The organism is Vibrio comitans (assembly GCA_024346835.1).
GTDB lineage: Bacteria > Pseudomonadota > Gammaproteobacteria > Enterobacterales > Vibrionaceae > Vibrio > Vibrio comitans.
Window position 1 is genome coordinate 1,342,279 of sequence record AP024867.1, and the last position, 26,914, is coordinate 1,369,192.

General features: G+C 44.4%; 21 protein-coding genes. 10 read left to right on the plus strand and 11 right to left on the minus strand.

The window, feature by feature from the left end:
• Nucleotides 1-32 precede the first annotated feature (32 nt).
• Nucleotides 33-590, plus strand: coding sequence for a YceB family lipoprotein (locus OCU46_RS19460; RefSeq protein WP_141269286.1), 558 nt, complete (start codon nt 33-35; stop codon nt 588-590).
• 62 nt (nt 591-652) lie between these two features.
• Here OCU46_RS19460 and OCU46_RS19465 read toward each other — a convergent pair whose 3' ends face one another.
• Nucleotides 653-2,035: an MATE family efflux transporter gene (locus OCU46_RS19465; protein WP_141269284.1), complete on the minus strand. Its 1,383-nt coding sequence runs from the start codon at nt 2,033-2,035 to the stop codon at nt 653-655.
• 53 nt (nt 2,036-2,088) lie between these two features.
• Between OCU46_RS19465 and OCU46_RS19470 the strand changes: the two genes are divergently transcribed.
• The 3 genes from OCU46_RS19470 to OCU46_RS19480 are packed head-to-tail and all read left to right on the plus strand — an operon-like array spanning nt 2,089 to nt 4,899.
• Entirely contained in the window at nt 2,089-3,000 is a 912-nt protein-coding gene (locus tag OCU46_RS19470) for a helix-turn-helix transcriptional regulator (RefSeq protein WP_141269282.1), read from the plus strand.
• Between the two features lie 3 nt (nt 3,001-3,003).
• Nucleotides 3,004-3,588 (plus strand): acyl carrier protein phosphodiesterase, encoded by a 585-nt coding sequence (locus tag OCU46_RS19475; protein WP_141269280.1) that lies wholly within the window; start codon nt 3,004-3,006, stop codon nt 3,586-3,588.
• 39 nt (nt 3,589-3,627) lie between these two features.
• Complete coding sequence (locus OCU46_RS19480; RefSeq protein ID WP_141269278.1) at nt 3,628-4,899, plus strand: DEAD/DEAH box helicase; 1,272 nt, start codon at nt 3,628-3,630, stop codon at nt 4,897-4,899.
• A 250-nt stretch (nt 4,900-5,149) separates the two neighbouring features.
• Here the strand turns inward: OCU46_RS19480 and ltaE are convergent, their stop codons facing one another.
• Complete coding sequence (gene ltaE, locus OCU46_RS19485; protein WP_141269276.1) at nt 5,150-6,157, minus strand: low-specificity L-threonine aldolase; 1,008 nt, start codon at nt 6,155-6,157, stop codon at nt 5,150-5,152.
• A 12-nt stretch (nt 6,158-6,169) separates the two neighbouring features.
• Nucleotides 6,170-6,688: an NUDIX hydrolase gene (locus OCU46_RS19490; protein WP_141269274.1), complete on the minus strand. Its 519-nt coding sequence runs from the start codon at nt 6,686-6,688 to the stop codon at nt 6,170-6,172.
• Between the two features lie 259 nt (nt 6,689-6,947).
• On the opposite strand from OCU46_RS19490, the gene OCU46_RS19495 reads away from it, so the two are divergent.
• Both OCU46_RS19495 and viaA read left to right on the plus strand, forming a co-directional pair.
• Complete coding sequence (locus OCU46_RS19495) at nt 6,948-8,618, plus strand: ATPase RavA domain-containing protein (protein WP_371858829.1); 1,671 nt, start codon at nt 6,948-6,950, stop codon at nt 8,616-8,618.
• Nucleotides 8,619-8,627: 9 nt separating this feature from the next.
• On the plus strand, nt 8,628-10,073 hold the full coding sequence (gene viaA / locus OCU46_RS19500) for an ATPase RavA stimulator ViaA (protein WP_141269270.1): 1,446 nt from the start codon (nt 8,628-8,630) through the stop codon (nt 10,071-10,073).
• Between the two features lie 210 nt (nt 10,074-10,283).
• On the opposite strand, the gene OCU46_RS19505 is transcribed toward viaA, so the two are convergent.
• The 4 genes from OCU46_RS19505 to OCU46_RS19520 form a co-directional block, all read right to left on the minus strand.
• Nucleotides 10,284-11,942, minus strand: coding sequence for an ABC-ATPase domain-containing protein (locus tag OCU46_RS19505; protein WP_141269268.1), 1,659 nt, complete (start codon nt 11,940-11,942; stop codon nt 10,284-10,286).
• An 82-nt stretch (nt 11,943-12,024) separates the two neighbouring features.
• Complete coding sequence (locus tag OCU46_RS19510) at nt 12,025-13,929, minus strand: sensor domain-containing diguanylate cyclase (RefSeq protein WP_141269266.1); 1,905 nt, start codon at nt 13,927-13,929, stop codon at nt 12,025-12,027.
• 169 nt (nt 13,930-14,098) lie between these two features.
• A complete protein-coding gene (gene fabV, locus OCU46_RS19515; protein ID WP_141269264.1) occupies nt 14,099-15,292 on the minus strand; it encodes an enoyl-ACP reductase FabV in 1,194 nt (397 codons plus the stop codon).
• Nucleotides 15,293-15,336: 44 nt separating this feature from the next.
• Nucleotides 15,337-15,933: an arylesterase gene (locus OCU46_RS19520; RefSeq protein WP_141269262.1), complete on the minus strand. Its 597-nt coding sequence runs from the start codon at nt 15,931-15,933 to the stop codon at nt 15,337-15,339.
• Between OCU46_RS19520 and OCU46_RS19525 the strand changes: the two genes are divergently transcribed.
• Both OCU46_RS19525 and OCU46_RS19530 read left to right on the plus strand, forming a co-directional pair.
• Entirely contained in the window at nt 15,932-16,645 is a 714-nt protein-coding gene (locus OCU46_RS19525; protein WP_141269260.1) for an ABC transporter ATP-binding protein, read from the plus strand. The genes OCU46_RS19520 and OCU46_RS19525 overlap by 2 nt on opposite strands.
• 8 nt (nt 16,646-16,653) lie before the next feature.
• A complete protein-coding gene (locus OCU46_RS19530; RefSeq protein ID WP_141269258.1) occupies nt 16,654-19,110 on the plus strand; it encodes an ABC transporter permease in 2,457 nt (818 codons plus the stop codon).
• 359 nt (nt 19,111-19,469) lie between these two features.
• On the opposite strand, the gene OCU46_RS19535 is transcribed toward OCU46_RS19530, so the two are convergent.
• The 3 genes from OCU46_RS19535 to OCU46_RS19545 are packed head-to-tail and all read right to left on the minus strand — an operon-like array spanning nt 19,470 to nt 21,846.
• Complete coding sequence (locus tag OCU46_RS19535) at nt 19,470-20,417, minus strand: 5-oxoprolinase subunit C family protein (protein WP_141269256.1); 948 nt, start codon at nt 20,415-20,417, stop codon at nt 19,470-19,472.
• The gene (pxpB, locus tag OCU46_RS19540; protein WP_141269254.1) at nt 20,414-21,118 is read right to left on the minus strand and encodes a 5-oxoprolinase subunit PxpB; all 705 of its coding nucleotides are present in this window, start codon (nt 21,116-21,118) and stop codon (nt 20,414-20,416) included. Before pxpB ends, OCU46_RS19535 begins: the two co-directional genes overlap by 4 nt.
• On the minus strand, nt 21,115-21,846 hold the full coding sequence (locus tag OCU46_RS19545; RefSeq protein WP_141269253.1) for a 5-oxoprolinase subunit PxpA: 732 nt from the start codon (nt 21,844-21,846) through the stop codon (nt 21,115-21,117). Before OCU46_RS19545 ends, pxpB begins: the two co-directional genes overlap by 4 nt.
• A 229-nt stretch (nt 21,847-22,075) precedes the next feature.
• On the opposite strand from OCU46_RS19545, the gene galE reads away from it, so the two are divergent.
• Together galE and OCU46_RS19555 are read left to right on the plus strand one after the other, a co-directional pair.
• The gene (gene galE, locus OCU46_RS19550) at nt 22,076-23,089 is read left to right on the plus strand and encodes a UDP-glucose 4-epimerase GalE (protein WP_141269251.1); all 1,014 of its coding nucleotides are present in this window, start codon (nt 22,076-22,078) and stop codon (nt 23,087-23,089) included.
• A gap of 433 nt (nt 23,090-23,522) precedes the next feature.
• On the plus strand, nt 23,523-24,410 hold the full coding sequence (locus OCU46_RS19555; protein ID WP_141269249.1) for a LysR family transcriptional regulator: 888 nt from the start codon (nt 23,523-23,525) through the stop codon (nt 24,408-24,410).
• Between the two features lie 39 nt (nt 24,411-24,449).
• Here the strand turns inward: OCU46_RS19555 and OCU46_RS19560 are convergent, their stop codons facing one another.
• A complete protein-coding gene (locus OCU46_RS19560; RefSeq protein WP_141269247.1) occupies nt 24,450-26,816 on the minus strand; it encodes a bifunctional acetate--CoA ligase family protein/GNAT family N-acetyltransferase in 2,367 nt (788 codons plus the stop codon).
• Nucleotides 26,817-26,914 lie beyond the last annotated feature (98 nt).

Here is a 26,914-nt window from a genome sequence, read left to right on the forward strand (position 1 = left end):
TAGGGTTAATTCGACAAAGAGAGCTCGAGTTCATGTTAAAAAGATGGTTGCAAGGATGCATTGTTGGTTTGGGGCTGCTTGTGAGTGGCTGCGCTAGTTATAGTATTACCGAAAAAGAAATGACCGACTATTTACAGGATAACGTGAGTTTTGAGCAGTCTGTAGGCGTTGAGAACCTGCTTTATGCCCAGGTATCTGTCGATGATCTAGAAGTAAGAATAGGGCGAGCAGATGTGGATCGCGTGTCTGTTTTTGCAAGTACACTGGCAAAAATTCAAATGTGGGGAAATCAAAATCAAAGCTTAGATCTAGACTTAGAATTTAGCGCAATCCCTGAGTATGATGCGCAGAGCGGTGAGGTTTTTCTAAAGTCGATACGCCTAGAGCAGTTCAACGAGAAAGGTGATCAGCGCTTAGCTCCAGAAATCAAACAATTGCTAAAGCCTGCGGTATCTATGATTGGCTATGGATTATCTCAGCAACCGGTTTACAAGTTGGATAGTAATGTCGTTCAAGAGGCGTTAATTAAATCTGCTGAGCCTAGCTTAGCGATACAGGACAATAAGTTGGTGATCGAGTTGTTTGATTAGGGCTATGTAGCAGCTCCCATTTAAAATGCCCGCCTTTTACGGTGGGCATTTTTGCATCTACATTATGCTGGTGATAGCGTCAGGTTCTTGATCCATGTTCGCTTCAAGTATCGATGGAAACACAGTGCTAGCTTAACTATTTCTTCTGTAAGCATTAATGCGTACACGTATTCAAAGCTCCATCCTGCGATAAAGGCCCCCCACGCAAGGCATGGGATCCCCACCATCCACATTGCGATAAAATCCATTCGTAGACAGAATGAGTTTTCTCCACCTGCTTTTAAGATCCCGACAATAATCACCATGTTCAGCATACGAATGCCGAGTAGCACTGTGAACACCATAATCGCGGGAGAGGCTAGGGTATAAAGCTCTGGTTGGTTTAGGTTTAAACCAACTAAAATAGATTCTCTAAACAGAAAGACCATCACGGCAAGTACGATGGAACAGCCAAAAATCGTCTTAATGAACCAATTTGCCATGTTTCTTGCTTCAACGAATTCGTCATTGCCTAATGACTGGCCAATAAGAACAGCGCAAGCAATCGCCACTCCAAAGAAGGCGGAGTAGCACAAGCCTTCGAAGGGCCCTAGCATGCTAAATACGGCTAGTTCTGTGGTGCCCATATGCCCAAATATCACCTGATAAGATAGGGTGCCCATCCCCCAAATAATTGTATTAGCCGTTGATGGAATCGCTAATTTTCGAAATGAATTTGCGAGCCTTTGTGGGTTTGGTAGGACTTCTGACTTTATTAACCAGTGGTTTATCTTAAACAGTGCATAAATGATAGCGACTACTTGGAATACCCGTGCAATGGAGGTCGCTAAAGCCGCTCCGGCAACGCCCATAGGTTCAAGGCCCATGCCTCCTTTTATCAACCAAAAATTTAAGCCGATATTTAAAAAGACGGTTGCTGCGCCCAAGTAAAGTGGGAGCATCGCATTGCCTGAGCTACGAAGGCTCGATTCGGCGACAATAATCCAGTGCGTCAGCACAAGTACTGGTATGCTGTACCACAAATAGGTTGAACCTAGGCCTATTACATCAGGATCACTGGTTTGCAGTAACATGATGTAGCCAGAGAAAACAGTAATGATGAATGTTAGGGGTACCATCAGCCAAGTGCCATATTTTAGAGCAAGCATGTTCACCGTTTTGGCTGAGATTGCATCTCTACGTCCCCAATATTGAGCAACAAGGATACCGTTGGCCGTCGCGATCCCCGCAGACACCATGATGATGACAAAGTGCCATTTAGTGGCGATACCAACAGCAGCAGGTGCTTCTTTACCTAAATCACTCACCATCAACACGTCTGCAAGCTGCAACATAGCCACTAGAGCACTTTGCAAAGCTACAGGTACGGCGAGGCGTGCAACCTTAGAAAAAAATCCATTTGGCATGGAATTCACAGTTGCAACATTTTGCTTTTGACTTGACATAATAACCTCCCCGAAAATCAGGGTAACTATAGCCACACTGAATGGATAAAGGCATGTTCAAAGAAAGCCAAAACCTGTGCAAATCTGTCATGCAACAGTTTACACCTAAAAATGAGTGGTCAGACAGAGTCTATTTGAGCGATGAGTGTAAAGAACGATTCCTCACTAACACGGATATCCCAGAGTTAGGCGAAAGTGGCTATTTTATGGCAGGACTTGCGGAACTCGAGGCAGGCTATGAAATTGAGCGTGAAGGTATTGGTATTCATACTTTGCTAGTGACTCTAGAGGGCAGTGGTGTGCTTATCACGCCTGAGTTTGTCAAAGAGTTAAAGCCTTACAGTTTAACCGTGTTACCTGCAGGTTTGCCTTATCGTTTTGAGCTACATCCTGATTTCAGTCATTGGAAGATGGTGTGGATATTATTAGATCAGCTTCCAAAGTGGGATGATCTAATATCGGGTGGGCAAGCGGTTTTACCGTTTGAATCTAGCGAACAGGTGTGGTCGTTAATGAACTTACTTCATTTAGAGATCAATGGCAGACCTGCGTATCGACGTTTGTTGATCAGTGAGGTCAGTCGTATCTTGGCAAAGTTCGAGGCACAACCGTACAGCTCTGCTATCCGAGTGCAAACGACATTTAACGAAATAGAAGCGCAGTTGCACCATGACTGGACAGTCAAAAGCATTGCGAAGAAGTGTTTCATTAGTCAAGAACAGCTTAATCGAGTGTGTAAATCGCTTTATGGAATGTCGCCGAGAAGTAAGCTCATTCAATTGCGTATGGACAAAGCAACAGACTTATTGCGTTACGAAGATTGGGCAATAGCCTTAATTGCCCAACGACTGGGCTACAATGATCCCTATAACTTTACGCACAGGTTCAGAAAATATTTTGGATGCTCACCACGCGAATATCGAAAAGGGTTTAGAGAAGCAGACTCAAAGACCTCTAAGGGTTAAATCATGAACTTCTTAGGTCATTTACATCTTGCTGATGCGAGCAATAGTAGCCTGCTTGGAAACCTTCTTGGTGATTTTGTTCGAGGAAACCCTGAGGGTAAATATCCACAAGAGATAACCAGAGGCATTCGCGTACACCGGTTTGTTGATAGCTTTACCGATCGCCACCCGTTAATTACAGAGATAAAGCCGCTATTTGGCACGACGAGGCGCTTTTCACCTATTGCGCTGGATGTGTTTTGGGATCATTGCCTAGCTAATCATTGGCGGGATTTTCACTCAATCTCCTTGGAGACCTTTTGCGAACGGGCCAAACAAGCCACTCATCCGCAGTTAATTGAGGCGCCTTTGCCTGAACCGTACCAGCGAGTGATTAGCTCAATGTGGGATAACCGTTGGATCGACTCATACAGAGATCTGGATAATATTGGTTATGCATTGATGCGTATGTCTAATAGAAGTCCGCGAATGGGGCCGCTAGCCGATTGCTTTGAAACCTTACAGAAGCATTATAAAGAGCTTGATCAGGTGTTTATCGAATTTTATCCAGATGTAATTGAGGCTGTAACTGAGACTAATTTCGAGTAGACTCACGCCCTAAAACGTCCAAACAGTACGGAACCACCTATGTCTTCATCACAATTTGCTGCACTTGGCCTTGATGCTATTTTGGTTGAGCAACTAGATAAGCTGAATTTTGTCACCCCAACACCTGTTCAACTTGAGGGAATCCCTCATGTTTTTGAGGGGCGAGATGTACTCGCAGCAGCGCAGACAGGCACAGGTAAAACCGCCGCTTTTGGTCTTCCTATTATTCAAAAACTGATGGGTCAGGTGAGCGTTCATAACACCCAATCGCCTTGTAAGGTAAAGGCATTGGTTCTAGTACCGACTCGTGAATTGGCGCAACAGGTTTTTGATGCCATTACTCAGTATGCCGAGCCAACAGAAGTCAAAACAGTGGTGGTGTACGGTGGTACTAGTTTTAATGTTCAAGCGAGTAATTTAAACAAAGGCTGCGACATCTTAATCGCAACGCCGGGGCGTTTACTTGATCATTTGTTTAATAAAACACTGACGCTACAACATACGAAGTATCTAGTGCTGGATGAAGCTGATCGCATGTTAGATATGGGCTTTATGCCAGATATTAAGCGTATTTTGCAAAAACTCAGCGATGATCGCCAAACGCTATTTTTCTCGGCTACGTTCAAAAAAGGCGTAAAAAATCTTGCCTATAAGATCCTAGATAATCCTGTTGAAGTCGAAGTTAGCCCTGCAAACTCAACCGCTGAAGCTGTAGAGCAAATCGTCTACCCGGTAGACAAGAAGCGTAAGCGAGAGTTACTTTCGTACCTAATTGGTTCTAGGAATTGGCAGCAGGTGCTGGTATTTACCCGCACCAAGGAAGGCGCTGAGTCTGTTGCAAATGAGCTTAAACTAGACGGAATTCAGGCTGCATCACTACATGGAGATAAAAGCCAAGGCGCAAGACAGCGAGCATTAGATGATTTTAAAATAGGCAAGGTAAGGGCGCTGGTGGCAACAGATGTTGCGGCACGTGGTATTGATGTGAAAGAGCTTGAGCACGTGATTAACTTTGATATGCCGTATAAAGCTGAAGATTACATACACAGAATTGGCCGTAGTGGGCGTGCTGGCAATAAAGGCCATGCCGTATCCTTGATGAGTCACAATGAACAATACTTACTTGAAGCAATTGAAAGGCTGCTCGATGCCAAGCTTCCTCAAGAGTGGTTAGAGGGTTTTGAGCCAAGCCCTGAATCTGAGATCCTTGAAGAAACTGGCGGTCATCGCCGCAGTCGTAGTGCCGAGAAGCGCAAAATGAAAGCGAAAATGGGCGTGCATAAAAACCGAGGCAAGAAGCGTGGTAGGTAACGTTTGTTAGAGTCGGCTTTGGTTGTTTCTAAGATACTGGATAGCCACTTTGCGGCTTCCAGTATGACGAACCTCAGTGAGTTCTTGTTTCTATCATCGAGCAAATAAGCGGTGGATGACGTTGATTAGATTCAGCTTAGGTTGTTTCTAAGATACTGGATAGCCACGTTGTGGCTTCCAGTATGACCAATATTGTCGAACATGGGTGACTATACCGTCATACTGGCGAAGGCCAGTATCTTAGAGCGTACTAACCTAGCTTTTCAGCTAACTTCTGTAGCAACACATCAATATCATCTGCACTCACATCCTTATGCGTCACAAAGCGAATAGGGTTGCTTGGCGTGATTATAATGTCTTCCTTTGCTAGTTCTTTCGCAATCTTGTCAATATCAACACTCTGATCCAACTTAGCAAATACAATGTTGGTTTGTACTAGCTCCGGTTTTACTGAAAAACCAGGCAGCTTAGCTAAACCTTGAACCAATTTTTGTGCGTTGTCGTGGTCAATCTTTAGTTGCGCTACTTGCTCTGTTAGGGCGAACTTGCCTGCTGCTGCAAGTAAACCGACTTGGCGCATGCCTCCACCAAGCATCTTACGAATGCGGCGAGCCTTGTTTATCGTGACGGTGTCACCTAAAAGTAATGAGCCGATTGGTGCAGACAAGCCTTTTGACAAGCAAATGGTCATGCTATCAAAGTGCTTTGAAATCTCGTTAATATCAACATCTAAAGCTACAGCCGCGTTATAGACACGTGCGCCATCTAAATGAAGTTTAAGGCCGTGCTTGTTGACGAACTCACGAGCTTCGGCGAGATAGGATAGAGGCAAAACCTTGCCATTGATGGTGTTTTCTAGGCTAAGCAGTTTGGTGCGCGCGAAGTGAAAATCTTCTGGCTTTATCACGGCTTCTAGTTTTTTGAAGCAAAGCGTGCCGTCGGGTTCATTCATCACAGGTTGCGGTTGGATTGACCCCAGTACTGCTGCGCCACCGGCTTCATATTTGTAGTTATGAGCTTGCTGACCACATAGATACTCATCACCACGCTCACAGTGCGCCATAAGCCCTAAAAGGTTTGCTTGTGTTCCTGAAGAGGTGAATAGGGCTGCTTCAAAGCCATGGGTATCAGCGGCCCATGCTTCTAGTTCATTTACCGTAGGATCATCTCCGTAGACATCATCTCCAACTGGAGCATTTGCTATTGCTTCTCGCATAGCTTGAGTCGGGCGTGTAACTGTATCGGATCGAAAATCCATGTTTATTCCTTATTAACCTAGTGTTCCGCTAAGTAGCGCTTTTGATACCGCCGCTATCGTTTTAGCGTCGCTGATCTTGTCTTGTTGTATCCACAGAAGCAATTCATCGATTGAGACTTCAAGCACCTCAATGACTTCATCTGTATCCGCTTGCAGCCTTTGAGTAAGCTCTAAATCTTCTGCGTAGTAGAGATATTGGATTTCATTACAAAACCCTGCCATAGGTGTCAGTTTGCCAAGGCTTTGCCATTTTTTAGCGCTATAGCCGGTTTCTTCTTCCAATTCTCGTTTTGCTGCGGCAAAAGGGTCTTCGTTTTTTTCTAACGTTCCGGCCGGGATTTCGAGTAACCATTCTTTTAGCGAAGGGCGATACTGATTGAGCAGCAATAGCTTACCAGTTGAAGTTTTAGCCAAGACTACAACTGCACCTGGGTGAATAATAGACGTATGGTTTGCAACGACTCCATTTGGCAAAGTGAGGGTTTCTTCAACTAATGAAAGATTTTTCCAGCTATGGAGGGTTTTTTGCATTCTTTGTTACTCTTTTTGCCTTTATTTTTAGGTCGTTTCTGTACAAGATCACACTTTTTGTGTTGACCTTTAATCACATCTTAAAACTCAAATTAACGTATTGATTGAAATGGTTAAATACCATATTTGCAATCTTAGTTTGCAGTGTGAGTAAGATCTCGTTAAGTTGTTATAACAGCTAGAGTTAACTTGTGTTTGTAACATATAATTAACCTGACTATAAGAATAATTAACAGCCGCTGTATTATGGAGCATTTTAATAATGGAAACGACTCGTGTTTCTCACGCGCAACGTGCATTGCGTTCTGAACGTATCAATAAACTAGTAAAGGTGCTTTCAGAAGGCGTTTATGAACGCGAACACACCATTAAACTCTGCCTATTATCTGCATTATCTGGAGAAAGTGTTTTCCTTTTAGGCCCTCCAGGTATTGCAAAAAGTCTCATCGCTAAACGCCTTATTTCTGCATTTGAAAGTAGCAGTTACTTTGAGTACCTGATGACGCGCTTTTCTACACCTGAAGAAGTGTTTGGTCCGCTTAGTATTCAAGAATTGAAAGACCATGGTCGTTATGTTCGTTTAACCAAGGGCTATTTGCCTACTGCGAATGTCGTATTCCTGGATGAAATCTGGAAAGCAGGTCCTGCTATATTGAATACGCTTCTTACGGTAGTCAACGAGAAAACCTTTAAAAATGGCAGTGAGATCGAAAAGGTGCCGATGCGCCTGCTTATTTCTGCTTCAAATGAATTACCCGATCAAGACAGCGGGCTAGAAGCTTTGTATGACCGCATGTTGGTTCGTATTTTCGTCAACCGTATCCAAGACAAGCAAAACTTTCATAGCATGTTAACAGTGGGAACACCTCAAGAAGCTGAGGTACCAGAAGAGCTTACTATTTCTAATGAAGAGTACGCTCAATGGCTGAAAGAGCTTGATAGCATGCCACTGTCCGACGAAGTGTTTGATAAGCTCTATCAGCTCAAGACAATGCTTGAAGCTCGTCATAAAGATGCCGAAGAAGTCCTCAGTGCTGATGAACTGTATGTGTCTGACCGTCGTTGGAAGAAAGCGGTGAAATTGCTAAAGGCGAGCGCTTTCTTTAATGGTCGTCAAAAGATTAATGCTCTAGACCTTATTCTGATTCAAGATTGTTTATGGAATAGCCCTGAGTCTCGCTTGATTGTGCGAGACGTGATGCGAGAGTTTGCTCTGAAGCACGCCTTTAATCAAAGTGAAATACTACAAACTATCGAAGACAGTAATCAGGTGCTTGAGGATATTCAGTCAGAGATAGAAATCAGCAATGTCATGAAGGTAGAATCAGAGCCTGGTTCTGGTTTACTACGCAAAGGCAAAGAAGGCTTTAAGGCTAACTTTGATGATTGGCGTTCTCATAGCGTTGGTAATGCACGTAACCTAGTCAAACTGGTGTTGTTGCAAAGCAATCAGTCTGTATCAGAGCACGATAAAGGCGATACCCGCTATGTATTTGTGCCACAGACTGACCTTGTCAATGCCATTAGCCATGGCGGCGGTGATGTGTATGGCTACGTCAATCAAAACCCAAATCTAATGTCACTAAAGTTTGCCCTAGATGCAGATAACAATTTGGTGATTAAAGACATTGCTAATCGTTCTGTTTTGTTGAGCCTAGTTACCAATGATGGCCTATCCCCTGATCAGCACCAATTGTGGCACGCACAAGCAAACGACGCAGTGAAAAACCTTAAGAATGCTGAACTGTTGTTAACAAAGGTACGCTCTGACTTTCACGGCGCACTGCCGCATAACTTCATTGAGCCTGAGCTGCCAACAGCAATGGAGTCGAGCTTACAGCAACTAGCAGAAGCACTTAGCTCAGCTCAAGTGACCTCACAGAAAACAGCACAAAGAATCGGTTTTTTAGCTGATTTCTTTGCGGAATAGGAGCGCGAGATGTTAGGTGCTGATGCATTAAATCTCGCAATGTCCGTTGCAGACTCTGGAATGGTAGAAACAGCGGTCAATGATCTCATTGGCCGTAGTCAGGTTCTTTTATCTTCTGAAAAACCTGGGATGCAGGCCTCGGTTAAAAACCACTTGAGAAAGTGGAAGGGAACAGTCAAAAAGCGCATTAGTAAAGTATCTGAGTCTGAACAAGTCCAAGCTGAACTTGCCCTTTATCAAAAGGTAATTCATTGGGATGAAGAGCAGTTTCATAAAGATATAAAATCGGTGGTTAGCGAGCTCAAAGGAAAGAGCGCGTTTTGTGGACCAGCAAAAAAGCTGCTTGAGCGTCAAAAGCACACACCTAATCCAATGTTTGCACATTACTTCTGTGATCAGTGGTATCAATCGATATACAACACCATTAAACAGATGCAATTGGATGAACTGGAGCAGGACAAGCAGAGGTTCTTAGAAGATCTGTACAATCGTATGGAAAACATGAAGAACATGCGACAGATAGGCGAGGCTGGAGACGAAGCACAACTTGGTCGTTTATGGGACATGGCTGCTGCGCGATTGAGCCGAACCGATGTCAGCACTATGGCTAAATACGCCAGTTTTTTGCGTAAGCACAGTGGCTTGAAAGAGATTGCGAGCGAGCTTGGTCGTATGGCTAGCCAGGTGGATGATCCTTCATTAAGGAAAGCGCCAGTGGCTGAATTGCAGTTTGTGGAAGAACAATCCAATGAAGCGACCGATGACATCGTGGGTATCCATGAAAGTGACGATCTCAGCAAGATGCTGCCTAACGAAACCATGTTTTTGGCATACCCTGAACTCGAAACCATTTTTTATAAGCACTTAGTCGATAAGCGCTTGATGAACTATCGCACGGAAGGAAAGTCACGAAAACTTCGAAAAATAAATGCGCACTTGCCTAACTCTAGTGAACTAGAGTTGGAAAAAGGACCGTTTATTGTCTGTGTGGATGCCTCTGGTTCGATGAGCGGATTCCCCGAGCAGTGTGCGAAAGCCATCGCTTTTGCTCTGATGCAGATAGCACTTGCAGAGCAGCGTGACTGCTTTGTGATTATGTTTTCTACTGAGCAAATCACCTATGAGTTAACCAAAAAAGATGGACTCAGAGAGGCGAGTGACTTTTTGTCTTATACCTTCCATGGTGGCACTGACTTTGAGCCGGTACTGCAGAAGTGTATTGACCTTATGCACACCGATAAGTTCTTGAATGCCGATATGGTGGTTTTATCAGATTTCATCGCACCTAGACAATCTGACGATATGGTCAATAAGGTAGAGGAACTCAAGGCCAGACACAATCGCTTCCATGCGGTCAGCTTATCTAAATATGGTAACCCAGAATTGTTAGATATATTCAGCCACAACTGGAGTTATCACCCAGGTTTGGTAGGACGATTCGTTAAGAAGTTCTAGGCTGTATATCGTTTAGAATTAAGTAACTTAGCCTCGCTGATGCGGGGCTTTTTATTAGCCTTTAATCTACTAATTAGCCGTATCGATATTCAACAAGAATAATCAAAGTTAGTTTTTAGTAATGTTATGTGGTTTTGGGTTGGGAAAGGTAGGGTATGAGCGTGAATATGCGCCACCTACAGTCTAGTAGATGGCGCTAATGTTATTGAGTTACTTGGCGGGTTTGAACTGAGCCTTACGCAGACGGTTTAGTGTCGCCAGTAAATCTAGAATTCTCGGCTTCGCAATGTCGCCATTGTTTGGCATTAGTGAATGCCAATCATCTTTGTCGAGGAGGTTTTCGAATTCAAGTTGCAGGTCTTGGCTCCATCCAGGAACTTGTGCCACCTGAAACCATGCCCACCCCATGGCGTTAACTTCATTTGACGTTTGTAGCTGCTCTAGTGCAGTGATGTCGATAAACTCTTTACCAAAGCGCAGAGAGGTTACACCTTTGGCACCAACACGAAACTTGCCTTCTGCGAGCAATGTCTGCAAACATGCGCGATTAAACGAGCGAGGTTTACTTTCTTGTAACGGCTGTTCGCGTTCATGCGTTCGCTCAGTTGGGTGTTGTTGTATCACCTGCTTTGCTTTCTCTGATACGTCGACAGGTTGATACTCGTGCATTTGAATCACGCAGTCAGCCTCGTCTAGGTAGTCGCCTGAACCGCCCATAACGATGATTGAACTAATGCCTTCACTGTCACGAAGCTCAGCAATGCGGTCAACGAGTGGGGTGATAGGCTCAGCCTCTTTTACAACCAAGGCTTGCATGCGCTCATCACGAATCATGAAGTTTGTGGCTGAGGTATCCTCATCGATTAGCAGGCTCTTAGCTCCAGATTCGATGGATTCCTGAAGCCAAGCGGCTTGTGAGGTGGAGCCTGACGCATCTTGTGTAGAGAAATCAGTCGTTGATTTGCCCATTGGCAGGTGATTGATGAAATTCGCGATATTTAAGTTGTGTACGCATCGGCCATCTTCAGCGCGGATCTTCATGCTCAGAGGGTCAGTGACACAATATTCACGCCCATCTCCAGGGATATGGTCATAAATAGATTTTTCTATAGCATTAAGCAGGGTAGATTTACCGTGAAAACCACCGCCGACGATTAGCGTAATGCCTTTCTTGATGCCTAACCCAGTAATATCACCTCGGTTTGGAGTAGAAAGGGTGATAGCAAGCTCCGCAGGAGACTGCAATGCCAATGCATCTTTCATTGGCATATCACTTTCACCCGATAGGCGAGGTAAAACGCTATCATTGGCGATAAAACTGACGAGATCATGTTCTTGTAGTTGCTCACGAAGGGCAAACTGATCTTCAATCACCTCACAGTGCTGGGTGAAACGCTCCTGTGGCAATTCTCTCCACAGCGTGGCTTTACGCAGGTACTTTGGAAGGTAGAAGGTAATGATATTGAGTGCTTTCTTGGCCAATATGGAACGGCCATCCGCAGGAAGGTTTATACGAAAACGCAGCTCAATGCCTTCATCGGTAAACAGTACGGCGGTATTATCCAGTACAACCTGTCCAGTTGTCGCGACCGATATCGCGTTATCTTGTTTTGCGTATTCCGCAAGATTTCGCGCGATGAAATCACGTGCCGCTAATTGATACGCCGGCGACTTTTCTTTAATGAAATCTAAGCCAGTAACTGACCAAGGTCTTACTGCTCTAAAGCGCGACGCAGAGGCGTAAGGGTCGCCTTGAATTTGGTCGATGTGTAGAGTGAAGTCCGTGAAGTCGTAGCTACCTTTGATCTGTTGGTAGGCGCGGTAATTTTGTTTTTCGAGTTTTTTCAGTTTAGCGGTGAGCAGATCCATTTTGGAACCCTAGATTTCAAGCATTTAGCGATTATAACAATCCTAGGCTTTAGATGTTCATAAAATTACATCGGCTATGCATCTAATGAAGATTAATCTCAATCTGTCTGCATAAAGATTGTTCAAAGTCTTTACGAGTCATTGGTCCGTAGTACATTTTTCCCTCAGCATAAGGGGTGTCAAACTGCATTAACCATTGTTCTTGCTCTTTTGTTTCAACGCCAGTCAGTACAGTATCAAGGCCGAGCTTTGTTGTGATCTGCATTAGTGAATGTAAAAAGGCTCGATCCTCGGAGCTGTGCTGCAAATTGTCGGTAAAGGACTTATCAATTTTGATGCGTTTAAAAGGACTATGTTTTAGATAGCTAAAGGAGGCGTGACCGTGTCCAAAGTCACACAGAGTGAGGCGAACACCCAGGGCAGAAAGCTGCTCTAGAGTTGATTGCAAGGTGCCCTCATTGGCGAACAGTTGTTTCTCAGACACTTCAATTTCAAGGCAATCGCCCGATAAGTGTGCCGATTTGAGCCACTTGCCAAGAAGGTCAGGTAAGTCGTGCGATGCCAATTGACACGCATTCAGCTTCACAGCAATACGAAAGGACGATTTTATGGCGCGCCACTGCTGCGCAATGTCTATTGATTTCTTGATGATGAAATGACACATGGCATCAGCGATTTCGGGCTGATCGCAGAGTTGGTTAATAGACAGCTCAGATACATTACCCAAGATAGGGTGGTCCCACCGTACGGATGTGCTTGCGCTATTCCATTGGCGGTTATCTAACGCTATCTGTGGTTGATAGAACAGCTTAATCGCATCATCACGGATGGACTCCATAAAATAGCTTTCTAAACGATTTAAACGGGTGCTGCTGTCGATTTGATTGTCATCGTAAAATAGGATTCGCTTGCCCGATTCACGTGCGTTTTGCATGGCTTGGAATGATTGAACAGTTAACGCCAGGTTTTGTTGGCTATGGTGAGGATGGCTCAACGAAACTCCAACATACACTTGCAAGCGAACTTTTCCTGATGGGACATCGAAATCCTGCGAGGTGATGTCCATGATTCTTTGAATGATGGTGTCGTAGTTTTTGCTACTGCTGTTAGACAGTAGCGTGTAGGCAATATCATTTGAGCGAGGCCGCGCACACAGTTGCTTGTGAGGGCTTAGTTGTCCGAGTTTATCTTTCAGCTGCTTTATGATTTGGTCGAGAGCTTCCGCTCCCATATCGATCTGAATGCGGTGTCCGTTACTAATACCTAAGTAGAACACGGCAACTTCTTGATTGTAGAGATCGGAATGGTTCACTATTCGGTTTGTCTCTAACTCCCATGTCTTTGCGTTCAACAGGCCACTACCAGCGTCATGGTGTTGTTGATAGTGAACCTCACGCTCGAGCTGCTTACGCTTGGTGGCCTCTTTATCCAGTTGGTAACTGAGATTAGCCAGTTCTACAGTTCGGTTTTGGATTCTCGATTGTAGATCCCTGTTGATGAGCTGAAGTTTTTGATTTTGAAAAATAACAGTGAGTTGGGCTTCGACAGAGTCCTTGAACACTGATAGCAACTCGCGCACAGAAATCTTAAAATTATTGGGTTTACTGTCTAGGATCGATAGGGTGCCAAAGGGCGTACCATTAGGCCAATGTAAGGGAATGCCGAGATACGACACCATATTGTCGTCCAAAGGCTCTGTAATGTTTTGCCATGTAGGGTCTTTATATCTGTCGTTAACCACTAAGATAGAATCGGTTTTGAGTGTGGTTTCACAAAAGTGATGCCCGCCAAGAGCAAAAGAGTCGCCCACTTTAAAAGGGTTATCGACATGATGGTTACTGCAGAAGATGTCTAAGTGACTTAGGTTGAGTCTGTTGATCATGGCAACAGGTACTTGAGCGTATTGAGCAAGGATCTCCAGCATATCTTGCCAAGAGGCATAGATCTTGTCGGGCACCTCTAGTTTCTGTGTGTTGACTCTGGCCATGATGTAATCCGTTACTTAGCTCTTTCATGATAAGCGAGTACGTAAAACATCGATCTGATAGAGCCCGCTTTCCTTATATAAGGATAGTCTGATTTGCTCAATTCGCTGTACGGATAAAACGGCTATCGCAGAGATAGCCGTAAGTACTTGATGTGTATTTAAAGTGTGATTACGGAGTAAGGGATTTTAGCTCCTCAAGGGTATATTCTTGGTCGTAATCCACGCCTTCAATATCAAAACCATTGAGTTGCATAAACTCTGCTTTAAACCCTTGGTAATCCCCCAATTGTTTAAAGTTAGCTTCATTAAGTATTGGAAGTATCTGCTCAACTTGTTGCTGAACGGAAGGCTTTAGCTCCCAGTCATCCATGCGAATCAAGCGCTCACCATCAACGATAGGCGATGGGTAAAGCTTAGAGTTAAATAAGCGCTGCATTTGCTCAATGCAGGTTTCGTGAAGTCCTTGCTCCTTCATCGACTGGTAGAGTGCGAGAACGTAGGGAGCGAATGTAGGGATAAATACACTCGCCTTAGTGACTAATGCCTTACAAACGCACGCATATGCACCGCCATCAAAGGCTGCAAGCTTAAGGTTTAATGCATGGCTAGTTTGGTGGAGGTCGACTTTAGCTCTGCCTAATGTCCCTTGATGATAGATAGCATGGGTACATTTAGGTCCAATATAAGAAAAAGCGATCGTTTGGCAGTGTGGGGCGACAGCATTATGATTAATAAGGAAATCAACCCAACTCTCCCAATCTTCGCCCCCCATAACCTTTTGGGTGTCTATTATCTCTTGTTCTGTAGCGGACGGAAGCTCCGACTCATGCCATGAGTCATCTTCAAAGCTGACGCTAGCGCCTTTTAAGGTTTCACCGATGGGCTTAATCGCAGAGTGCCACATTTCATCAGAATTAGGCTTTGGGCGAACGCCGGTTGCCAGGCTATACACAATCAAATCGACCTTGCCATCAAACTCTTGTTGTATTGTATTGATGACTTGTTGCCTAACGTCATCGGAGAACGCATCACCGATAATGTTAATGGCCTTAGAACCTACAGCGTCGGCTTGTTGCTTAAAGTAGATATTGTTGTACCAACCCGCGCTACCCACGCCTTTTTCTGAAGGACCGCGTTCATACGATACAGCTATGGTATCCGCTTTTGCTCCGCCAAAGGTCAGTGCAATACGCGACGCCAGTCCAAATCCGGATGAACCGCCTAGAATTAACACCCTTTTAGGGCCTTGGACTATGGCTTTTGAGTGAGAAACAAGTGCTATCTGATTCTTAATAGCCTGTTCGCACCCTGCTGGGTGTGCCGAGCGAGCAACGACGCCTTTGATGATAGGTTCTATTTTCATCTGATCATTTCTCTCTATGTCAGGTGTTACAATAAAGTCTGAGATTACAGTAGTGGTGATAGTTGCTGAGCAACAAATTCTGCAATCCATGGCTGAGCATTGGCCTTAGGGTGCAGACCATCTTGCATCATCAAATCAGGGTCGGTAATGATCTCAGCTAGAAAAAATGGAATTAAATCAACGTCTTTTTCCTCGGTTACGCTAGGATAGACTTGTTCAAATGCTTGCGTATAACGCTTACCATAATTAGGTGGGACTTGGATCTGCATTACAATAACTTTAGCGCCACTTTCTTCACTGAGATCAATAAGTTTCGTTAGGTTATCTTTGATCAGTTTAGGGGCAAAGCCTCGTAAACCATCATTAGCACCCAGTTCGATGAGAACATAATCGGGGCGATGTTCTTCTAGTAGGGCAGGTAGCCTTGTTAAACCATTACCAGTGGTATCGCCAGATATGCTACCGTTAATGATTATCATTTGATGACCGCGCTCAGCAAGCTCTTCAGGCAACAGAGTGGGCCACGCCTTTTCAATGGGCATTTGGTAACCAGCACTAAGGCTATCGCCAAGCACCAATAGATTCGCAGCGTTGGCATTTATGGATAAAAATAGAAAAACAAAGGAAAGCACACGTATCATGACTACATCCGTAATTAAGGCTCAATCGGTAACTAAAACAGTCTCTACCAAACAAGAGCATTTAACAATCCTGCAGAATGTAAATTTGGATATTCATTCAGGAGAAAGTGTGGCTATTGTTGGTGCCTCAGGCGCAGGTAAATCCACACTCATGACGCTCTTAGCTGGTTTAGATGTGCCTAGTGAGGGCGAAGTCGAGTTGTTAGGACACGCACTATCTGAGCTTGATGATGAGCAACGTGCCGATTTGCGCAGTCAATACATTGGGTTTGTTTTCCAGAGCTTTCTTTTGATCCCAAGCCTCAGCGCATTAGAAAATGTGACTCTGCCTTGTCTGCTAAGGGGTGAAGCCGAAGACGAGCTACGTGCTAAAGAGCTACTGAGTTCTGTTGGACTCGAAAACCGTTTAGACCATCTTCCGTCCCAACTTTCAGGTGGAGAGCAGCAACGCGTAGCTTTAGCTAGAGCCTTTATGTTACGTCCTCAAATACTGTTTGCTGATGAACCTACTGGTAACCTTGATCAACACACCGCACAAAATATTGTTGAGCAATTGTTTGCGTTGAATAAGCAACATGGAACTACTTTGATTATGGTCACCCACGACAATACGTTGGCCTCTCGTTGTGACAGAGTCTTTAGTATGCAGTCAGGGCATCTAGAAGGTGGCACTAAGCACGATGAAGTTACCGACACTAAGCAGTTGGTGTAGGAGGGACTATGGAACAATCACAAGTCGCTTCACTGCCCCAAGCAAATGCAAAGCTAAACAGACGCTTGCTCGCTTGGAGCTTTAAAGAAATTCGCCATGGACAGTTGTGGCCTATCTCTGTTGCACTCACTCTTATCATTGCATGTGTTTTCGCTTTGTCAGCCTTGGCTGAGAGAATGGAGCAAGTCATCGTCAAGCAAGGCCAAGACGCTTTGACCGCTGATTTAGTCTATCGCTCTGCAAACCCAGTTCCTGAAGCGTTAAATACTGAGTCATTATCACCGGACATTGATGTCGCTTCTATGGTCAGTTTTGCCACTATGGCATTTGGCGATGAAGAGATGTTATTGGTTTCAGTAAAGGCCGTTGATGATGCGTATCCACTGCGTGGTGATCTAGTGTTAGCATCGAGTGAGGGAAGCGCTTCTCATCTTGGCAAGGGTGAGTTGTGGTTAGAAGAACGGGCTATGTTAGCACTCGATGTCAAGCAAGGTGACACCGTCACTATTGGCGATGCTGACTTTACACTAAACGGAATGATAGAGCAGCAACCTGGTCTCAGTTTTAATCCTTTCCAACAAATGCCAACTGCCCTTATACACTCCAGCGATATAGAGCGAACAGGAGCACTACAACTGGGCTCTAGGGTACGTTATCAGCAGTTCTTCACGGGACCTGAAGCCCAACTGAAAGCTCTAAAAGATAAAGTGGAATTATCTCCTAGCGATCGCTGGAGAGACCAAAACAGCCGTAGCCGCACCAATGATATGTTTACGCGAACTACTCAATATCTTTCTTTGACTGTGGCGATAGTCGTCATCATGGCTGCAACCACTTTAGTGCTGACCTGTCAGCATTATGTAGCAGGACGTCGTCAAACCATTGCAATGCTAAAGAGCATAGGGGCGAGCAAGAAGTGGATTGGGCGCTGGCTCATGATTCAGGTGTTGCTTCTGTTCGTTACAGGGGTCGTGTTTGGCGTGGCTATTGGTTATGTTTTAGAAGTTTTGTTGCGCGTGCCGTTAGCTGATTTGCTACCTGATCCACTGCCAAGTTACGGCGTCACACCAATGCTGGTTGCCATTTCTAGCTGTTTCTTGATTGGTGTACCGGCTCTAGGTATCCCAATGATCAACTTGTTGAATACCTCGGCAACGAATGTCTTGCAACCTGTTAAGCAACGCAACGGTAAAAGCTGGTGGTTAGTGTTGGTGCCAGTTATCCCTATGTTAGTGGCGTATGCTTCCAATACTCTGGTTTGGATAGTGCTTGCTGGGATGGCTGTACTCTTTATTGTGTTGGCCGGTGTCGCAATGATGATTTCAAAGCTCATAGGAAAGCTCAAATTGAGCCCTGCTATGGCGCTTGCAGTAAGCCGCCTTAACCGTTCATCATTGGCCAGTGGGCTACAATTTGGTGCTCTAGCATTATCCCTGATGCTACTTGCTATTGTGTGGTTGGTTCGCACTGACCTTTTACAAGATTGGCGAAGTACGCTTCCTGAGAATGCTCCGAATGCATTTGCCATCAACATAGCCCCTTATGAAATAGATGAGTATCTGCGCCAATTAGATGCTGAAAATATTGAACGCTCTCAAGCCTTTCCTATTATCCGTGGCCGGTTAGCCAAAATTAATGATGTAGACGCTAAGCAGGTGTCAGAAGATAATCAAGACACTGATGCTGTACGTAGAGAGCTCAACCTGACTTGGGCTAACGAGCTACCGGATTACAATGAGTTACTTGAGGGTACTTGGGGCAGTGATAATGGTGTCTCTGTCGAATCAGAAGTGGCATCTGCTCTTAATCTCACCATTGGTGACGAACTTGGGTTTGTGATTAATGGTCAAGAGGTAAAGGCGGTAGTGAATAGTATCCGCAAGGTGGAATGGCGTGAAATGAAGCCAAACTTCTATTTTATTTTCGCGCCTCAATACGCACAGCAAATGCCGGGCGCATTTATGGTGTCATACCGAATTGAGCCGGAACATGACCCCATGATACAAACTCTATCATCTCAGCATCCAACGGTGAGCTTGCTTGACATCAGAAAGATGGGAGACAAGATCCAATCGCTTTTGTCTCAAATAATTTGGTCTATTACTGTGTTGGCGGCACTAGGTGTAGTTGCAGGGCTGCTCTTGATATTCACGCTTCTGCGCCTGAGTATTTCACAAAGACAGCTGGAAATACGTTTGTATCGTACGCTGGGTGCCAGCAAAAAACGCATTTCAACCACACTATGGTGCGAGTATGGACTAATGGCACTCATCGCTGGACTAGTTGCCAGCTTAGGAGCTGAAGCCAGCGTGAGTGGGTTGCTATACTGGGGCTTTGACTTATCCGTGCGAATGCATCCACAGCTGTGGTTTGCACTTCCAGTCCTAACATTTGTGATTTTAGCCTTGGTTGTAAATAGCTTGATTAAGCAGTTATTGCTACCGGTGAAAAATGGCGCTCTGTAGGCAGTATGGCGCAGGTTTACATTCTGCGCCTTTTGCTTCAAACAACAATAAGCCTTAACCCCTTTGCCTCATTAGGCTATGAAAATTTGTTTTGTAAGAAAGTTAACAAAATTAGGTAATATTTATCCACTAATGTTATTGCAAATCACTAGCATTCTATGCGTATCAAGCATTTGCACCAAAATGGTTATCCACACGAATTGTGGATAACTAGTTGGATAACTCTTCGCAATCATTCCTTCCATTTCGCCTTAACCTATAGCAATTCAAGGTTTGGCAAACTTCGTTATTCACAATGCCGTAAGATCGGTTTTTTCGTGGAAATAGGTCAAGTATTTTTTTGATTATTTTGCGCTTTTTTATGGTGCTTTTATTTGGAAAAATTTTAACCAATTTTTGTATTCGCGAAGGCAAGAGTTCGCATCTGTTGCGATGAATTGAATTTTTGTTCCAGGTTTTGCTTGCGAAAGCTTTGCAAGGTCAAGCCTAGCGACAGTCCCAAGCTTATGGTATCCACCAATCGTTTGTCGTTCGCACAGCATGACAATAGGGTGACCGCTTGGCGGAACCTGAACAGCGCCATGGGCAATGGGTTCTGATATCAGATGTTGAAGGGGAGTTGTAATCGGTGTACCGGTTAGCTGATAGCCCATTTTGTTACTTTGGCTGGACACGCTATAGATTGTTTTATAGAGGGTTTGTGTAGCATTTTGATCAAATAACGAATATTGAGAGCCGGGCAAAAGTCGAAGTTGTATGATCGATGATGGTGCAAAGTCAGGGACAAATTGAGGAGAAACGCTGACTTGCCTAAATTGTGTTGGCGAAGGGGTTACGCAATAGAGATCGTCGCCTGCTTTTAGCCCTTGTCCATCTCGGTGTAACCCTCCCAACCTGTCTTTTGCTACCGTCGATGTGCTTCCATGATGTAAAGGGGCTTTCACACCTGATGGAAGGGCAATGTAATTCCTTAAGCCACTTCGCGGCATTCTAACGCTAAGACGTTGGCCGCGCTTTGCCCATACACGGCTCCAGTTAGACACTTTAATGTCATCTAAATAGACGTTATCCAGTGCCCCAGTTACGGCAAACCAAGAACCTTGCTGAAATTCGGCTTCAAAGCCTCCAAGGCTGGTTTCGATGGTAGGGCTTGAAAAGGGGTTTTCGAGTAGCTTGTTTGCCCAATGAAACGAATATTCATCGGCCGCGCCGCCTTGGGTAATACCCAAATGAGCGTATCCAAAGCGTCCATTATCTTGAATGCTTGTGAGTGTATTGGTTTTGAGTAACGTGAGCACTTTATTCACAGCACGCCTCCAAGCTCAATAAATTGACGTTTAGAGATAGCGATGAAGCGAACCTTGTCTCCTGGAGACAACAGCGTCATAGGCTCATTTTGAGGTTGATACAGTTCTATTGGGGTTTTGCCAATGATATTCCAGCCTCCTGGGCTTTGTTCTGGATATACAGCGGTTTGTGGGCCTGCAATCGCGACACTGCCTTTTTCAACCACTGGCCGTGGCGCATCAAGTCGTGGCAATTGTAGTGAGTCTGGAATTTCAGCCATAAAGGCAAACCCTGGGGCAAAACCTAGAGCGTGCACTTGATACTCGACCGAGGTATGCAGTTCTTGTAACTGTTGCAGTGACAATCCCTTTTCATTGCGATAACGAGCAGCATCTAGCGCAACTTCCTCGCCATAATAAACGGGTATCTCAATGGTTTCAGTTGCGGGATGGCTCTGGTTTTTATTTGAAATCAGTATTAAAGAGTTAAGCTCACTACATAGGGCTTGGTAATCAAACTCCAACGCAGAAAATTCAAGAAGCAAGCTAGTATAGGACGGCACACAGTTAATGGGTTTGATGGTTAGATTATCGCGGATGATCTTCGATAAATGTGCGATGTAAGAGGGCAGTGACTCATTTATTTTATCGGCAAGTCGAAGCAGTAGAGCACATTCTCCCACAGGCTCGATACGTAATTTATAACTATTGATTGTTCTCACTTGGCTTGCTCACCAATTACATTTCGAAGATGCTGGGCAAAGGCGAGGGCATCACTGCCGTCACCATGAATACACAACGTATCGACATCGATTTGAATCGGTACATTATCAATGCTGTTAAATCGGTTGCCGCTAATCAATGACAATGCTTGGTTGTTTAATTCATCAATGTCCTCAATAACAGCACCTTTCAAAGAGCGTGCAGCAAGCTGCTTATCATTGGTATAACGTCTATCGACAAAGCCTTCGTGAATGAGAGTAACGTTCGCTTGTTGTGCAATGTGCAAATAATCTGAATTGTTCGTGGCCAATACCATTAAAGGCAATTGAAGCTGCTTAGCTGCCTCAATTACAGCCGTGAATAGCTCAATATCCTTCATCATGTCGTTATACAGTGCTCCATGTGGCTTTATATAGTCGACATTGACCTCATGTAACCTACATATGCCCTGCAACGCCCCTACTTGGTAGAGAATAAGGTGAGTGATCTGTGCATTGGTATGGGGAATAGAGCGTCTGCCAAAACCCTGTAAATCGGCATATCCAGGATGAGCACCGACAGAGACATCATGTTGCTTAGCGAGTGCAACCGTATTTGACATAATGTCAGGATCTGAGGCATGAAACCCACAGGCGATATTCGCCATATCGATGTAGGGCATGATCTCGGCATCATTACCCATTGTCCATGAACCTAGGCTTTCACCCATATCACAATTCAGTTTCATCTCTTCCTCTTAGGCGCAGCTCGATATTAAGGTACTGACAGCAACTCTCTGATGTTGTTGCGGTTTATTCTATTCCCTATGTTTCTCGTAAAGAATAACAATAAACAAGAGCGTTTGACCAATCTAGGGTTTGAATGCTGTTTTTTTAAGTACTTCTAACGTAATGAAAATTCAAAACTTAACAAAAATGAAGTACTCTTATGTATAAATCAATCAGTTGGTAAAACTCATGAATGTACTTGTTACTGGCGGTATGGGCTATATTGGCAGCCATACCTGTATACAGCTTTTAGAAGCAGGGATGACACCTGTAATTTTTGACAACTTATATAACAGTAAGGCGAGCGTAAATCAGCGCATCAGCCTTGTTTCTGGCCAAAATGTTGAGTTTGTTGAAGGTGATATCAGAGATAAAGCATTGCTCGTTAAAACAATGCAGCAACACAATATTGATGCGGTTATTCATTTTGCAGGCTTGAAGGCCGTTGGTGAATCAGTGGCTAAACCGCTTGAGTATTACGACAATAACGTCAACGGCACCCTTGTGCTGGTGGATGCGGTGCGAGAGGCGGGTGTTAAGACACTAGTGTTCTCTTCTTCTGCGACGGTTTATGGCGATCCTGCATCTGTGCCGATTACCGAAGATTTCCCTACAAGCGCTACCAACCCATACGGTCGTAGTAAGCTAATGGTTGAAGAGTGTCTAACCGACTTTCAAGCAGCGAATCCAGATTGGAGTATTACGCTGTTACGCTATTTCAACCCTGTAGGCTCTCACCCAACAGGACATTTAGGTGAAGATCCTCAAGGCATCCCAAATAACCTAATGCCATTCGTATCTCAGGTTGCTGTTGGCCGTCGTGAATATCTTTCTGTATTTGGTGATGACTACCCAACACCAGATGGCACAGGTGTGCGTGATTATATTCATGTTATGGATCTGTCAGATGGACATATTGCAGCGCTGCAAAAAGTAGGCAATGAATCAGGACTGCACATCTTTAACCTAGGCACAGGTAATGGTTCGAGTGTACTAGATATGGTGAAGGCCTTTGAACAAGCAAGCGGTACAACCATTGCGTACAAGATTGCACCTCGTAGACCCGGTGATATTGCCGAGTGTTGGGCGGATCCTGCTAAGGCTGAAGCTGTTCTTGGTTGGAAAGCAACACGCACTTTACAAGAAATGACCGAAGATACTTGGCGTTGGCAATCGGAAAATCCGAAGGGTTACCCCGAATAATTCCGAATAAATAGATATTTTTTTCGCCACAGAGTGTTACAATTGTTTTTAGAATTTAACGAATCTTAATAACTCTTTGATATCAGGTGGTGAAACATTATGGAATTAGCGCTAATCGTGACATTTATCGCAACTTCAGTAGTAATGGTTACTAAAGAAATAAAAGCAAACAAATAAGCTCGGTTTATTTTGCAATAATCCAACTTTTTGTTTTTCTTTTATCGATTGCAAAATTCCAAAGCCAACTCCTTGTGAGTTGGCTTTCTCGTTTTTGTTACACTTTCATTTTACGTAAAGTCAAATGCTTATAGTGGTTTCTTCTCTAACCATTTCTTCGCGTTCTTTGTCTTGCTTCAATATATTTAATGAAATTCAGTGACTTTATGCGTCATGGTGATTAAATAGCATAAAATAAGCTTTGATAAGGACGTCAATGATCTCGCCAATCACTCTTGAAGCCATGCATATCTTAGATGCAATCGATCGTCGTGGCAGTTTTTCAGCAGCGGCAGAAGAATTAAATCGAGCACCATCATCTCTTAGTTACCAGATACAAAAACTTGAACAAGAGTTAGATCTGTTTATCTTTGATCGCTCTGGGCACAGGGCCGAACTAACTCCAGCCGGTAAGATACTGTTAGAGCAGGGCAGAGTCATACTCGCGGCTACTGCAGATATGATTAATGATGCCACCAGTCTGGCAAATGGTTGGGAGCTAGACCTAACGATAGCGTTTGATGGTGTTATTCCGGTGGGACATTTCTTCCCGCTTGTTGAAAAGCTGGCAAAACAAAGCAAAACACGCTTGAAACTTCAAGAAGAGATACTCGCAGGGGGGTGGGAAGCTTTGGCTTATGATCGCGCAGATATTCTTGTCGCTCCAATGACGGATATTTCCCTGCCTGAAGCAAAAATTGAAACAATAGGCACCATTGGCTTAACTTGGGTTGCCGCTCCTGGTCATTTTGTGCATAAACGCGCGGGTGAGTTCGATCAAGAGGCGCAATCGAACTATCGCGTCATTGCTATCGCAGACTCCGCAAGAACTAAACCTACTCGCAGTATCAATGTATTTGAGAAACAGCCGCGCCTTACGGTGACCAATTTCGCCTCCAAGATAGAGGCATTAGAAAGTGGTCTAGGTATTGGAACAATACCGTCACATATTGCAAAAGCCAAAATAGAGGCTGGCCTTCTTAAGCAGATCAATGGCAGTAAAGAACATGAGCTACCTATCATCATGGCGTGGAAGCGAAATCAAATGGGCAAGGCAAAAAGCTGGATGATTCGTAACCTGCCCAAACAATGGAGCCTTAAGTGATGGTAGGCATCGCTTAAGGCGCTATCTGGTGAGAAACATTTAAAGGGGTAGCGCCATCTCTACAACGCCTTCTTCAAAGTCTACATGAGCGGAGAAGCCTAGTTTTTGTGCAAGTGTCACCATGCCTTTATTCGATGGCATGGTCATACCTTCTATCCGAGCGATCCCCTTATCCTTGCAGTAATCAATGATAGCCTGCATCAGTATACGACCCAATCCTTGTCCTTTCATGTCTGAGCGGATAAGGACAGCGAACTCTGCGCTGTTACTTCTAATATCGGTAATAGCTCGTACGACACCGATAATTTGTGATTCTTTTTCTAAGACCAGTGCCATCTCTCTGTCGTAATCAATCTGCGTTAAGTTGGCGAGTGCCTGATGGTCAAACTCACCGACATCACTAAAGAATCGCTTATACAGATCCTCTTTACTGACATTATTAATAAACTGGGCATGTAGTGGTTCATCCTCAGGTCGTATTGGACGTAGCAAAGCTTCACTAGCGTCTTTGAGGGTCACTATAGATTCAAGCTCAATAGGGTATGGCCTTATGGCTAAGACGCGATTGTGGTTTTCGCCAAGCTCAATGGATTGCGGTTCAAGTTTGAGATGCCCGGATTCATCAAACGTGCCGCTAAGGTGTATGGATTGGATCTCTGTCAAATCCACAATAAGCTGAGAAAATCTCACCAGTGTCTGTGTTAGGGAGGCAAATTGTCCTGTGCTGACAGGCGCTAGAGCTGAGCGCCTCAATGCTTTTTTAATGAGAGTTTCTGCCAGTTTTTGGTTTAATGGGGGAAACCCTGCGACAAATTGTTTATCACAGACTTCCCCCTTGCGACCTAACAGTATCACTGGCCCAAAGGTGGCGTCGCATTGAAGATGCAAGGTGACATCGGTAGCTAGTGCCTGATCTGTTTCAATTTGATAGCAATTCAACAGCTGTGCAGTCTTATCGGTTGAAAGTGTATCAGTGGGGCTTAACGTTAATATTTGCTTAGCTTTAAGTACGGCTTCTGCCTCGTGTTCGATAGAAAGCGGAGTCTCCATCAACTGAACTTGGCTCGCTCGGTAACGAACAAGGTGCATAAACGCCATTACACTACTTTCTGGAGTGCGGTAGGTAGGCACACCATGCTTTGAAAATAGACTTCTTGCTTCTTTAGCCGACGTTTCACCAAGCCAATTAGTCAGGAGGTTAACCCGCCTTTTATTGGGATGCTTCTGATAGATCTCGAGTATCTTAGTTGCAGTGTTCAGTGGATCAGCAATGGCAGAAGGGCTAAACATGATAAGGATTGCGTCCATGTCTTTGCTATCTAATAACTGACTAAATGCCCTCAGCAATTTACTGCTTTGCATGTCCCCTGAGAGATCTATAGGGTTAATGGTGCACTCGTTTGAAATCTTACCGAGCGCAGTTATTGTTTCCTCTGAAAACTCAGCCAGTTTCCCGCCTAAGTGGTTCAGAACATCACTGGCAATAACAGCAGGCCCAGAGCCGTTGCTTATCATCGCCAGGCGCTTGCCTTTAAGTGGAATAGAGTGAGTTAGAGTTTCTGCTGCGGCAAATAATTCATGAGTGGAATGCACGCGTAAAAGACCACAGCGATCGAAGGCAGAGTCATACACTATGTTAAGAGACTTGCTCCCGCCATGGTGCAACATAGAGAGTTCTTTACCCACTTGAGAGCGTGCCCCTTTGAGAACTAATACTCTTTTATTACGAGCAGCAGCACGAGCTGCTGACATAAAGCGTCTCGCATCTTGAATATGCTCGACATATAAGAGAATCGCTTCTGTTTTACTGTGCATGGACAAATAGTCTATGACTTCAGAAACATTTACATCCGCCATACTGCCGATAGAGACAAACGCAGAAAAGCCAATTTCCTTATCATTAGCCCAATCGAGAACCGTAGTTGCAATTGCACCGGACTGAGAAATAAAGGCGATTTTACCTGGCTGCACACTTACCGGTGAAAGAGAGGCGTTTAGGTTAGTCCAAGGCATACAGATGCCTAAACTGTTTGGTCCTATCATTCTTATGTTGTGTTGCTTGGAAAGGCGCTTGATATCAATTGCGTGCGCTTCATCAAATAGAGCATTTGCGATTAAAATAGCGGCTCTAATTCCTTTACTATCAAGCTCGCTAAATAAAGTAGAAAGTTCTTGATGATCGATACACACAATGGCCAGTTCTGGAATCAAGGGCAGAGATTCAAGGTTGGGATAACACAGCACCCCGGAAACAGAGGTGTGGTTTGGATTCACGGGCAACACGGTCCCGTTGAAGCCAGAATGGAGTAGGTTATCAACAATGACCTTACCTGGAGACATAGGTCGATTTGACGCACCGATAACGGCAATTGCATTTGGGTTAAACAGCGAATCCATCGGGCTCATACTTGTCATTCCTCTGTATCGTATCTGTTTAATTTTAAAGCTGTTTCAGCAACTAGTGTGACATTTTTAAGCGCTTCGTCGGTTAAAGGCTGAAAACT